This window comes from Paenibacillus silagei, assembly GCF_017874735.1.
Classification (GTDB): domain Bacteria; phylum Bacillota; class Bacilli; order Paenibacillales; family Paenibacillaceae; genus Paenibacillus_AQ; species Paenibacillus_AQ silagei.
On sequence record NZ_JAGGLV010000003.1, the window covers coordinates 254,101 to 267,535 of the forward strand.

A 13,435-nucleotide genomic window follows, 5' to 3' on the forward strand; every position below is an offset into this window, starting at 1 on the left:
AATGCAGTCAAACACCGCCGTCCTTCTGAAGGGCGGCGATGCCGTTTATATGAAGGTGAAGGGAGATGCGGATAACATGGCGGCAAAAGAATGGGGAGACTGGAGCGCCCGCTGGATCTGGCTGCAGGAAGAGCAAGGCAATGCGGACAAGGATGCGCGGCATGAGCGGGTATATTTCCGCAGAGTGTTTGAGCTGCCAGCCGGTACAGGCAAGGCGTACAGTTTGAATATGGCGATTACCGGAGACAGCCGCTACAGGCTGTTCGTCAATGGGCAGCGCCAATGGGCGGGGCCTTGCAAGGGGCATGAACATGTACAATATTATGAGGAATTCAGCCTGGAGGGCATCCTGCAGCCGGGGATCAATGTAATTGCTGTTACAGTGGTTCATTATGCCGGGACCGCTCCCTTTGAAATGGGGGAAGACGGTCCTTTATCTGTATGGCGTTCAGAGCAAGGCGGTCTGCTTGTAGAAGCTGAGATTACAGCGGACGGGCAGCTTGTGCAGGAACTGCGTACGGATACTTCCTGGAAAGGTATCCGGGATCTCAGCTACCGGCTCCGCCCGTTCCCGATGATGCGCTGGATGGGCGGATTGGAAGAGGCCGCCGGGGACACGGTACTCCGGGACTGGACGCTGCCGGAATATGATGACAGTGCCTGGAGTGCTGCCCGGATAGTACAGCCGGTAAGGGATGACTATGGTCAACTGACCCCCTGGCAGCTGGCCCGGCGTCCGGTTCCGCTGTTGTATGAGCAGGAACAATGCTTCCGGAAGCTGATGCGCAGCAGCTGCGGGGAGGGAGAGGCCCTCTTCACGGCCGGGCATCGTCTGGAGCTGCGCGATGGAGCCAGCAGCACTGCCCCTTCTATTGAAGGGCCTCCTGCTGAAGGTGTACTTGTCCAGGCGGGACAGCAGCTCTGGCTGGAGCTGGATGCAGGCGAGCTGACCACAGGTTATCTGCAGCTTAAGCTCCAGGGCGGAGGAGGCAGTCTCATTACACTCCAATACGCCGAATGCTATGAAGAAGAGACAGGGGATGAGGAAGTCCGCCGCAAAGCCGTCCGCGATGAGATGAGGGAGCAGGTATTGCGGGGCGGTTACGACAGCTACCGGCCAGCCGGTTACGGCACAGAAGACCAGCCCGAAGTTTATGAGCCGTTCTGGTTCCGTACCTTCCGTTATATGCGGCTGGAGGTTCATGCCGGAACCGAACCGCTGAGGATAACCGGAATCAGCTACAGGGAGACCGGTTACCCGCTCCAGCTGCAAGGGAGCTTTCACTGCTCGGATGAACGGTATAACCGTCTCTGGGAGCTGAGTGTACGGACGCTCAGCCGCTGTATGCACGAGACCTATGAGGACACTCCCTATTATGAACAGCTGCAATACACAATGGATACCAGGCTGATGATGGAATTTACGTACCTGCTGTCAGGAGACGACAGGCTGGCCCGCAGGGCCATGGAGGACTACAGAGCTTCGCAGCTGCCAAGCGGGATGCTGCAAAGCCGCTATCCCTCAGTGCTGCCGCAGGTCATTCCATCCTTCTCCCTGTACTGGATCGGAATGATTCATGACCACTACAGGGTCTTCAGGGATCTGACGCTGGTGAAGCATTACCGGACGGCCATGCTGTCCGTGCTGGACTGGTTCGATCAGCGCTTGACGCCGCAAGGACTGGTTGACCGGACTCCGCGCCAGTACTGGAATTATTACGACTGGGTACAAGAATGGCCGCTTGGCGCTCCGGATTGCACGAATGAGGCACCTGCCACTCTGATGAGTCTAATGTATGCCTTTACGCTGGGGCAAGCGGCCGAGCTGCTGGAAGCGAGCGGTTGGACACAGATTGCCGCAGAACTGCGCCAGCGCAAGGCCGCAGTTAACGCTGCGGTATTGGATAACTGCCGCCAAGCGGACAGTCCGCTCTTCCGCGACAGCCCGGAGGCAGGACCAGAGGTACAGCTCAGCCAGCACACGCAGGTCTGGGCAGTGCTTGCCGGTACTGTGTCTGCTGCGGAGGGAGAGGCTCTGCTGCAAACGGTATTGACCGATACGTCAATGGCTAAGCTCTCGCTGCCAATGAGCTATTATCTGTTCCGCGCACTGGAGCTTAGCGGAATGTATGACCGGTCTTTCGGGCTATGGGCACGCTGGATGAAGCAGCTGGCGCTGGGTCTGACCACACTTCCCGAGATCGACTCTGCGGACACCAGAAGCGACTGTCATGCCTGGAGCGCACTGCCGATTACTGAATTCACCAGAGGGATATTGGGGGTCCGGCAGGACATAGATGGCATTATTTTGCAGCCTCATTGCGGAGAGCTACAATACGCCAGCGGAGCCGTAAGCACAGAACAGGGCCTTATCACCGTGAGCTGGGAGATCACTACAGAGGCGGAGATCGAAGTGTTCCACATGGAAGCCGTCTGGACACCCGGCTCAGCCATTACTGTTATTCTTCCGAATGGAGAGGTTCAGAAGAGTGACATCGGCCGGATAGAGATCGACATTAGGGGCTTTAACTGCTAGTATAGCATCAGACTTTATACGGTAAATTGAATCAGTAAGCTCGAACCACCTACTATTATGTTCGGTTTTTCGATTACATTTGGCTTACGTGGCGCTCCCAGTCCAATTGTGATCGGTTTTTCGATTACATTTGGCCTACGTGGCGCTCCCAGTCCAATTGTGATCGGTTTTCCGATTACATTTGGCCTACGCAGCGCTCCCAGTCCAATTGTGATCGGTTTTTCTTTGCTCCAGCATAATGAGCACGATTTTTCGCATACATCTGGCTCAATGACTTCACTCTTATAGTCCTTCAGGCCTCATCGCGCCCACTCCACCTTTTTAAATCTGACTCTGCATTAGTATATGGTCAGATTTAAACTAGTGGCAGGCTTAATTGTACTTCGTACAACTAGAACGCCTGATTTCAAACCAATTATTCGTTTAGATGTATTTCGTACATTTAAATTATCACTGTACCTTGATTCTCACACCTTCGGGCTGATTTAGTTGCACAGACTACAGGTATACGCTGCTCTTATGCCTTTTGGCTGGTTTTAATTGTACATTCTACAGCTATCGTTGAATTGGGTCTTATTTCAGCTTGATTTACACCGGAAGGGGATGGGAAGCCCTATGTTCAGATCGTTCGGCCGCAACATCCGCCTGGTCCTGGTGTTGTTCATTACGGTCTATATCTCTGCTTCAAGCTTCATTCTGTACCGCAATATGGAGCACAGGAGCATGGATATGCTCAGGCAGCTGTCTGTCCAGTACACCGGCCAGCAGCATAAGAATACACTGCTGTTCATGAACTGGCTGGAAGAGACCTCCAAGCTGATCTCCAATAATCAGGTGGTGCAGCAAGCGCTGAAGAAACCAGCGTATGACGGGGCCATTTCCCCGATACTGGAAGGGATACGTTCTTCCAGCAGTGATATACTCGGCATTTACATTTGGGGTGAAGCAGGCGTGGCTTATTCTTCCAGCAATGTGTCGGGACTGCTCCCGTTCACCGAGATTAAGAAGGACCCGGGAATGCAGCAATTCCTGGGAGATCGTGAGCAGACCTTACGCTGGACAGTCCTGAACCGCGAACAACTGATGAATGCGCCTACAGATCTGCGTGACCGTCTGCTGCTTGAAGTGAAAATTCAGGAAGCGGGAGGACGGATCCTCGGTCTGCTCTCCCTTGAAGTGGAGATTGGCAAGCTGTACAGCTTCTACCTGTCAGACAAGAATTCGATCTACGGGGAGAATGAGGTCTACCTGCTGAAGGAAGACGGGAAGCTGCTGATGGCAGCGGACATGCCTCCGGTGCGCCTTAAGGAAATCGGAGCAGCGCTGGCCACACCGGGAAAGAACAGCCTGAACGAAACGGACTTCATGGTGCGCGAAACAGCCGGTGGCCTAATTCTGCTCTACCCGCTGCCCGATTCGGCTGATCAGATTGTCACCTATATCTCTGCGGACGGCATGAAGGCAGAGCTCCAGGCGTTCAAATATATAATGCTGGCATTGAACATCGCAGTATTCATATTGTTCTGGCTGCTGATCTCTATGCTGAGCAGCAGTATTGTGAATCCGTTGAACCAGCTGTACCTGAAGATCAATTCAACGATGAAGGAGTAGGCGACACAAAAGAAATCCAGCTTCGATCCAAGCACATGCATTACGGCGAACCGTATCGCAAGTAGGGGTGAGTTTTTTGCTGACTTTTTCGTGCAGAAATTGCAAGGTATTCATTTTTTATTTCCGATAAAATAACCTTGAAGGGAGGGAATACGATGGATTGGTTGGACTAGGATGAATAAGCTTATTGCGTTTTTTCATCTTCCTCCATGTTTTCACGCGGTAAATGAAATGTAATTATTGTCTGCCAATTGAGGAAGGAGGATAAATTCATGTTTACCTATATAGGAAATGGTGCGTATTGTTATTCCAATTCCACTTCCATGCTTCTTGACACTGTCGGTGAAAGAATACCCGCGGAATCTATTGAAGTCTTGTCTGGCGTTGGACTTGGAGCGCTCTGGTTCAAAGAGGACAACATGGTATTCTTTTCGAACGGAGTTCCACATATCGGAGTAAGCAAGGCACTGGATATACTGGGATTCACCATTACCGAACATTCAAGCATAGATAGTTCAAATATTGAAGGAATACTTACAACTGCAATCAAACAACATCCAGTATTGCTAGGACCGTTGGATATGGGTTATTTAAGATATATGCCTAATCATAGTTATCTACATGGCTGCGATCATTATGTGCTGGCTTTTGGGATAGAGAATGGAGTGGTTAGACTCCATGACCCTGCAGGATATCCTTATGCAATGCTTCCAATGGAAGACTTGATAAAAGCAAGTAAAACAAGTCATCTTCAATACCGATTGTATCCACATGATATGACCTATCATTACTGGTGTGCCCCCAAACGAGTTAAGCACCCGAGTCATCAGGAAATATGCGTTGAGGCTATCCGGTATTTCAGACAAGTTTATAACGATATAGAAAAACAATACTCGGAACGTAACTGGTTAATAGGAAGTGATGCCATAGCAGAGTTAAAGAGATATATTCTGGGTGGCGATATTAACCCTAGTTTGCTGGGTCATTTGACACATTTTGCGTTTCAGGTAGGGGCAAGACGTGCATTGAACTTTAGCGAATTCTTCCGAGGTGAGTATGGTGGTTTAGCCGAAATTAAGCTGTTGCAGTCAGAAGTGTATGGCAGGTGCCACTCGCTGGCGGTAAACAGTGATTGGCTTATGATAGGTGAAGCTTTAAGTCATTTAGCAGAGCTAGAAATTAAGTTTCAAGAAGCTATATTCACCTAAAACCAGAGGCATTTAAATTTTGAGAATCATGACGATCTACAAAGATAGTTGGAAAATATCTTTTAAAAAAGAGCCATCCTTTGCGGGATGGCTCTTAAAACTCGCCCCTTCAGCTATCGTGGTGAACCTTAATGCTGGGGCAAGGTTTTCCCCTTACCGAATAGGTACGGCTAAAACAACATGCAACAATTGATTCACTTTAAGGTGTTTCGTGATGCAGCCGCTATCCTCTAATAAATCAATGAGCTTGGGGAATAGGATATAATTCTCCTGAATAGCGAGCAGCATTTGGTCACTCGTCAGATGATGCAGGGCAAAACTCGAAACAATAAAATCAAATTTCCCGTCAAGGTACGGCAATGCCAGGAAATTGCCGCACTGCCCTGATATCATTTAGACAACTCCTTCTTCAAGCGGATGGTCACGGTGGTGCCTTGCCCGGGAGTGCTGGAGATACTAAGCCCGTATTGGGGACCATATTCCAGCTTAATCCGTTCGTCCACATTACGCAGACCGTATCCGCTCTGAAACAGCACATCCTCTTTGGCCTGGCTGAGTGTGGCCCCATTTGCGAATCCGACGCCGTCATCGGTCACCGTGAACCGGATCTCTTCCCCCAGAAGCTCGCCCTTAATCCAGATCCGGCCTGCGCCGCGCTTCTCGCTGATGCCATGTTTGATCGCATTCTCGGCAATAGGCTGGAGAATCAGCTTCAATATGCGGACGCCTTGCAGGGATTCATCTATCTCATATTCAACTCCGAACTTATCCGGGAACCGCATTTGTTCGACCGTCACGAAGCTCTGCACCAGACGGATTTCCTCTTCGACCGTGACGAACTTGTCCCCTTTGTGCAGGCTGATCCGAAAAAAGGTAGCCAGGGAGGAAATCAGCCGCTCAATGTCCGGCTGCTTCTTCAGCCGGGCAATCCAGGCAATCGCATCCAAGGTATTGTATAGGAAATGGGGATTAATCTGCGACTGAAGCGCAGTTAATTCGGCCTTGCGCTGCTTTTCCTTCTCCTCATCCTTCTCCAGCATCAATTGGCTGATCCGCTCCACCATTTGGTAATAGCTGTTCTCCAGTTGACTGATCTCATCGACTTGTCCCCGCGGGTCATAGACAGCAGCCAGATCTTTTTTGCCAAAGAGCCCCAGCTTCTTCTTCAAATTCAGCAGCGGGCGGGTAATCTGCGCTGCCAGATAAAAGGACAGCAAGAGGAGCACAATGAAGGTTACGCTGGCGAACAGGAGCGCATTGCGGTTACCCTTGACGATGCCCGCGAACAGCTTGTGGCTGGAGATCACACTGGTGAATTCCCAGCTGACCCCAAGGCTCGCCAGCCGGGGATTCAGTGGATAAGTCGCAATGATATAAGTGTTGCCATTCTCCGACCAGGTGCGGTAGCCTTCTTCCTTACCCGGACGAAGCGGGGCGCTCTCCTCCAGATAATTGCCCAGCAGCCGTTTGTCCGGATGGGATACAATCCGGTTGCCGGACGTCAGGAAGGAGTAGCCGATGCCTGTGAAGCTGGAGGAATACAGCGCCGCCAAGGCCGATTCTCTGACATAAATAATCACGACACCGATATTCTGCCCCGTATTGAAGTTGCGAAACTGCTGTCCGAAGGGAATGTAGGCATTGCCTTCGCCATCGCGTTTGATCTCACCGACCACAGGCATACTGCTCTCCTGGATACGCTTGATGAACAGGGCCTCGGGTACCTCCAGCATCTGCTGCTTGGTCTGGTAAGAATAGAGCACATTGTCATTGGTATGGATGATAACATTGCCTGCCAGGTCATTATCGGCCAGCATATCGTCAATAATGGTTCCAATCCGCAATTCCTTGTCTGCCGCCGGGAGGTGGTCATTATTGATGATCTGATAGATATCACTGTTCACCAGAAACCGCAGGAACAGCATCTGGATGTCATCGGCCATCAGCTCCACGCTCAGTCCAATCTGGCGCTGCGTCTGAACGACATGGCGGTACAAGTCTTTTTGCAGATAGGTATAGGAGTAGAAATTGAAAATAACCAGCATCAGCAACAGATGCAGAGACAAGCCCGCTAACAGAACAATCACAATCCGGCCCTTGATCTTGAACCGCCGCAGCCGGGAGTTCATCCATTTCTCCAAATTCGGCTTAACCATAGGTTTTCGCGTATTCACTTGGCGGGATACCGGTCATTTTTTTGAAGATCTGGCTGAAATACTTGGAATCGCTAAAGCCGACCTGATTGCCCACCTCATAGACCCGGTACATCGGATTACGCAGCATTCGCTTGGCTTCCTCAATGCGGTATTCCGTCAGACACTCGTAGAAGGTCTTATTCAGATCCTTGCGGAACAGATGCATCAGATGGGTCGGACTCACGAATACCGCCGAAGCGACCCGCTCAACGCTAATATTCCCGGCATAATGCTCCCGGATAAAAGCGAGCGCTTCCCTGATTTCACGCCGGCAGCGCATCCCGGCCTCTTCCTCGGCATACAGCACGCGTTCAACACCAGTTAAGGCCCGCTGTGCGGCAAGTACAGCCTGCCGGTACGAGTCTGCGATTCTGTGCCAATCTCCTTCAGGCTTGCCAATACCTATACTGAGCGCCTGCCCGAAGTGCTGCTGGCTCCATTCGGACAGCTGTTTGCCCAAGCTGCGGGCAGCATCACCGGCAGTGTTGATATCTCTGGTTCTGAGTACCATAACCCACTCCAGATGGCTGTCCCGGAAGAGGCAGAGCTGCTCCAAAGAATGCGCTTCCACGAAGTCCGCTGCGGCATCCTCCAGTGCTCCCGTTGCCTCGGCCGTCCGATCCATGCCATTGTCGGGAGGGAAGGCGAGAGATAGAGGCATGACAGCCTCTCCAGGTGCCAGCTCAAGGTTCAACAGCTTCAGCTTACCGGCAACAAATGCCTCATCCTGCAATTGGCCGTGCAGCAGATCCTGCCAGAATTGCTTGGAGATCGAAGCGATTTCCCCGTTCAGCTGGGAATACCGCTTGGAATGCAGCTTCTTCTCCAGAATTTCTGTGCCGACACAGCGTACCGTATCTGCGAGTTCTTCTATATTAATGGGCTTCAGCAAATAAGTGGAAGCTCCATAACGGAGAGCTGCCTGCGCATATTGAAATTCATCATAGCCGCTAAGGACGACAATGCCCACCAGCATGTCCTGTTCGCGGATTTGCTCTATAAGCTCCAGACCATTCATGAACGGCATGCGGATATCCGTAATAATCACATCCGGGCGGTGCTGGAGGGCGAGCTCCAGGCCTTCTTCGCCATTGCTGGCTTCTCCAATGATCTCAACGCCGTATTCTGCCCAATCTATAGTTTGTGTGATGCCCATACGTACCAGGTATTCGTCATCGACTACAAGCGCTTTCAACATTAGCTTTCACCCCGTAGTAGTTTTCTGTGTCTTACAGTCAGTATAAACATGAATTGTCTTTTAGAGTAGCCGTAAATAATCAGGTGGTCAGGATCGCAAACCGTTTCATAGGATTCTATCCTAACTTTCGTAAAATACACTGTGATAGACTTTAAGCGTGAATAAGCAGTAAGCGCTTTAATAGATGAAAGACTATCGAAATTGAACGCTGTAGGAGGAGTTACGTCATGCAAGATCCATTTATTCCATTCGGGTTTCAATATTACCGTTCCCCAACCCCCTTCAAGGACCAATGGGAACAAGACCTCGGCAACATTGCCGGGCAGGGGTTCAATTGTGTGAAGTATTGGGTGCAGTGGCGGTCCAGCGTCTCCAGGGAAGGGACATTCGTGTTCGATGATATTCAGGAGCTGATGGATATAGCTCACCGGAAGGGGCTGAAGGTCATTTTGAATGTGATTTTCGACGTAGCTCCGGCCTGGTTCTACAGAAAATATCCGGATTCCAAAATGGTCACGGCCGACGGTTCCATTCTGGAGCCAAGAGCGATTAACTGCCGCCAGATTGGCGGAGCGCCCGGACCTTGCTATCATCATGCGCCAGCCGCTGCGGAGAAAGCACGCTTTCTGGAGGAGACCGTCAAGGCCTTCAAAGATCATCCGGCGCTTTGGGTCTGGGATTTGTGGAATGAGCCGGAGCTGACTACGGGGATTAAGCGTAAGCTGTCTTTTGACAACCAGGTCTGTTATTGCAAGCATTCGATTCCGGCATTTCATGACTGGCTGATCCATAAATATGGTTCTCTGGAAGCACTCAACGAATCGTGGCAGCGGACTTACGGGGACTGGGAGGAAGTGGAGGCACCGCGGGGTCAAGGCGTCTTCAACGATCTGATAGATTGGCGGCTGTTCATGTCGGACACCCTGACGGAGGAGCTGCGGAGCCGGGTACAAGTGGTGAAGTCGCTGGATGTGCAGCATCCGGTTATGGCTCATACGGTACCGGCGCCAATCTTCAATATGATTACGGCCGGTTCGGATGACTTCAAGCTGGCAGAGCCCTGTGATCTGACAGGCAACAGCCTGGGGTCTTCGGCGTGGTCGGCTGATCTGCTGATCTCGGCTGCCAAGGGCAAACCGATTATTAACTCGGAAATTCACGCGCTGCCGGGCAATACAGCGATGAAGCCGCGCCAGCCGGATCTTCTGGAGATGAAACGGCATATTCTGACCCCGCTTGCCCGCGGCATCACCGGATATCTGTTCTGGCAATACAGGCCAGAGATATTGGGTCAGGAAGCTCCGGCCTGGGGCAGTGTCTATCTGGACGGCAGCGCTACGCCCTGGTACAAGGACATGGCACAGCTTAACAAGCTGGTACAGGACAACAAGCGGGAGCTGATGCTGGCCAAACGCCGCGGGGACGGGATTGCCATTCTGTTCAGCCCGGAGAATCAGATTGCCAACTTCGCAGCGCATGATCATCTGGATACCTACAACGACTCTATACAAGGCGCCCATAAGCTGCTGCATGAGCTTAATTATAAAGTAGAGTTCCTGCATGAGTCTGATGTTACAGAGGAGTCACTGAAGCCATACCGCTGCCTGTGGATGCCTTATCCGCTCTACCTGAGCCGCAAATTGTGCGCCATCCTGCGTGTGTGGGTGGAGAACGGCGGAATTCTGATCTCGGAATGCTCCTTCGGTGCTCTTCAGGCAGAGAATGGCTGTCACAGCTATAACGTTCCGGGATACGGATTCGATCAAGTGTTCGGCGTCCGCGAGACCTGGATTCATTCCGCCGAGAATCTGGATCACAGCTATCATCAGGTTGCCTTCGAATCCCGGACGGAGATTCCGCTGCGGAATGTGATGGGGCATAGCGGGGAAGAAGAGCCTGCCGCAAGCGATCTGGCTCATGGCTCCTATTACAAATCGGATATCGGGCTGGAAGCACATGTGAAGGTGCTGGCCCAGTTTACCGAAGACCTCATGCCTGCCTTAACCTGCGCTGATTACGGCACAGGACGCGCTGTATGGTTAGGCACCTTGCTTGCGGCTGCCTATTGGAAGGATGAGCATCCCGGTACGCTTCAACTGGTACGGGATCTGCTGCAGCAGGAGCTGAAGCTGGAGACTTATGTGCAGGCAAGCGGTAAAGTCCGTGCGGATCTGTCCGAATGGGGCGAAGGAACGGACCGGGGCGCATTTCTATATGTGCACAATGAAGGGCAAGAAGAGACCACGACTGAAATTAAGCTGCGTGCTGTGTATACCTCAGCCGAACCCTGGTTCACCTGCGGCCACGCGGAAATTCGGCCGACGGACAGGAAGGAGCCTGCAACAACCCGCCTGACTGTACAGATGCAAGCCGGGGATATTCAGGTATTCCGCTTAACTTAGGGCGGCAGAGGTACTGACAGATATTATAGAGCCGGCCGGTGCGATCCGGCTTAAGGAGTGTATTGGTATGAAGTTATTAGATTATGTGAATCCCATGCAGGGAACAGAATCGGATTTCCGGTATTCCAACGGCAACACACTGCCGCTTACAGCAATGCCGTTCGGTATGGCAGCCTGGTGCCCGCAAACTCATGAAGCGGGCGGCACCTGGTTCTTCCATCCCCGTCACCGCCACCTGGAGGGCATCCGCCTGACCCATCAGCCCAGTCCCTGGATCGGGGACTATGGACATCTGACGCTGTTGCCGCAGAGCGGGCCGCTGCTGCTCAGCCCCGGCGCACGCTCCTCCTCCTTCAAACCGGGGGAGATGCAGGTCTCCCCCCACTATTTCAGTGTACACTTACAGCGTTACCGGACCCGGCTGGAGCTGACGCCCACCGAACGCTGTGCAGCGCTGAGAATAACTTATGATGAGCCGCACCAGAACAGGCTGATTATAGCGCCGCTGAAGGGGGAGTCACATTTTATCTTTCAGCCGGAGATGCGCAGAATTACCGGCTATACCAGAGGCCATACTGCCGGGGTTCCCGATAACTTCGCCATGTATTTCGTCTTCCAGTTCGATACAGACCTGATCATGGAGGAGTCGGGAATCTTCGATGGAGAGTATCAGCCGTTAGGGACGTATGAGGGAACAGGAGAACGGCTGGGTGCCTATGCAGGATTAGCCCTGCCGGAATCCGGCGTAGCAGGGGTCAAGTGCGGCACCTCCTTCATCAGCGGGGAGCAGGCTCTGTTGAATCTGGAACGGGAGATTGGTGACCGGAGCTTCGGGGAGAACTTAAGCACAGCAGAGGCAAGCTGGGAAGAGCGGCTCAGCCGGATTACGGCAGAAAGCGCAGATGAAGAGAATCTCCGCACCTTTTACAGCTGCATGTACAGGGTCTGCCTGTTCCCCAGAACATGGCATGAATATAACGAGCATAGCGAACAGATTCATTACAGTCCATTTAACGGCAGCATTTGCCAAGGTCCCATGTATTCAGATATCGGTCTGTGGGATGTATACCGTACGAGCCTCCCGCTGTACAGCGTTCTGTTCCCAGCTTTGCTGGGCGAGATTATGCAGGCGTGGACGCTGGCTTATGAAGAGAACGGCTGGCTGCCGAAGTGGCTGTCTCCGGGTGAACGCAGTGCGATGCCCGGGACACTGATTGATGCTGCGGCGGCGGATGCCATCGTCAAGGGAATCGGGGGCTTCAATGCGGAGCTGCTGTATGAGGGCCTGCTGAAGCACGCGGACCATCCGGCTGCGGATGAGAGACTGGGCAGACGCGGACTTGAATTATATTTACAGTATGGCTATCTGCCTCATGACCGGTTCCATGAAAGTGTAAGCAATACACTCGATTATGTGTACGGGGATTTCTGTATTGCCCAGATTGCCAGAACACTTGGCAAGATGGATGACTATGAGCGCTTCATGAGCCGTGCACAGAATTACAAGCAGTTATTTGATCCGGAAGTCGGATTCATGAGAGGCCGTAACGAGGACGGGACCTGGCAAGAGGCCTTTGATCCTCTGCAATGGGGCGATCCCTTCTGTGAGGGCGGTGCCTGGCAGGGGAGCTGGGCGGTCCCCCATGACTTCCCGGGGCTGGCCGGACTGATGGGCGGAGAGCAGGCATTCGTCCGCAAGCTGGACCAGCTAATGGCTGAAGAACCGGTATTCAAAGTAGGCACCTATGGACAGGAAATTCATGAAATGTCGGAGATGGCTTCGGCCGGACTCGGGCAATTCGCCATCAGCAATCAGCCCAGCTTTCACATTCCTTATCTATTCTCCAGACTCGGGGCGTTGCCCACAACACAGTACTGGGTTCGCAAAACCATGTCCGGACAGTTCAACAGCAGGATGGACGGGTTGCCCGGCGATGAGGATAACGGCAGCATGGGGGCCTGGTATATTTGGAGTGCCCTCGGCCTGTATCCGTTAAGTCCCGGAATTCCTGAGTACGTACTCGGCAGCCCCCTGTTTGACAAGGTTACTATCCAGCTTGACAACGGGCGGCAATGGGTCATTGAAGCGGAGAATAATAGTCCCGCCAATGTATATAGTGCATCGGTTCACTGGAACGGTAAGCCATGGGAGCATCACTCCTTGCCGCATGACGAGATTATGAGAGGCGGAGTGTTAAGCTTCAATATGGTTCCGGGGCCTGCCCCGCTATAAGAACCAGTCAAGGCAGTCCGGATATTCCAGGCTGCCTTTGTTCTACCTTATA

At 52.4% G+C, this 13,435-nt stretch carries 8 protein-coding genes; 5 read left to right on the forward strand and 3 right to left on the reverse strand.

What is annotated here, in order from left to right; genetic code table 11:
* The first annotated feature begins 1 nt into the window (after window position 1).
* The 3 genes from J2Z70_RS06605 (at window position 2) to J2Z70_RS06615 (ending at window position 5,355) form a co-directional block, all read left to right on the forward strand.
* Entirely contained in the window at window positions 2-2,536 is a 2,535-nt protein-coding gene (locus tag J2Z70_RS06605; protein ID WP_209870692.1) for an alpha-L-rhamnosidase-related protein, read from the forward strand.
* Window positions 2,537-3,151: 615 nt separating this feature from the next.
* The gene (locus tag J2Z70_RS06610; protein WP_209870695.1) at window positions 3,152-4,147 is read left to right on the forward strand and encodes a hypothetical protein; all 996 of its coding nucleotides are present in this window, start codon (window positions 3,152-3,154) and stop codon (window positions 4,145-4,147) included.
* Window positions 4,148-4,419: 272 nt separating this feature from the next.
* The gene (locus J2Z70_RS06615) at window positions 4,420-5,355 is read left to right on the forward strand and encodes a cysteine peptidase family C39 domain-containing protein (protein WP_209870697.1); all 936 of its coding nucleotides are present in this window, start codon (window positions 4,420-4,422) and stop codon (window positions 5,353-5,355) included.
* Window positions 5,356-5,508: 153 nt separating this feature from the next.
* Here J2Z70_RS06615 and J2Z70_RS06620 read toward each other — a convergent pair whose 3' ends face one another.
* Genes J2Z70_RS06620 through J2Z70_RS06630 form a run of 3 tightly spaced genes read right to left on the reverse strand, consistent with a single transcriptional unit; the run spans window position 5,509 to window position 8,748 of the window.
* Window positions 5,509-5,748, reverse strand: coding sequence for a class I SAM-dependent methyltransferase (locus tag J2Z70_RS06620; protein WP_209870700.1), 240 nt, complete (start codon window positions 5,746-5,748; stop codon window positions 5,509-5,511).
* Complete coding sequence (locus J2Z70_RS06625; protein WP_209870702.1) at window positions 5,745-7,511, reverse strand: cache domain-containing sensor histidine kinase; 1,767 nt, start codon at window positions 7,509-7,511, stop codon at window positions 5,745-5,747. The genes J2Z70_RS06620 and J2Z70_RS06625 overlap by 4 nt, the downstream gene beginning before the upstream one ends.
* Window positions 7,504-8,748 (reverse strand): response regulator, encoded by a 1,245-nt coding sequence (locus tag J2Z70_RS06630; protein WP_209870705.1) that lies wholly within the window; start codon window positions 8,746-8,748, stop codon window positions 7,504-7,506. The genes J2Z70_RS06625 and J2Z70_RS06630 overlap by 8 nt, the downstream gene beginning before the upstream one ends.
* Before the next feature lie 227 nt (window positions 8,749-8,975).
* On the opposite strand from J2Z70_RS06630, the gene J2Z70_RS06635 reads away from it, so the two are divergent.
* Both J2Z70_RS06635 and J2Z70_RS06640 read left to right on the forward strand, forming a co-directional pair.
* Window positions 8,976-11,150: a beta-galactosidase gene (locus J2Z70_RS06635; RefSeq protein WP_209870708.1), complete on the forward strand. Its 2,175-nt coding sequence runs from the start codon at window positions 8,976-8,978 to the stop codon at window positions 11,148-11,150.
* Between the two features lie 67 nt (window positions 11,151-11,217).
* A complete protein-coding gene (locus J2Z70_RS06640; protein ID WP_209870710.1) occupies window positions 11,218-13,383 on the forward strand; it encodes a GH92 family glycosyl hydrolase in 2,166 nt (721 codons plus the stop codon).
* Window positions 13,384-13,435: the final 52 nt, after the last annotated feature.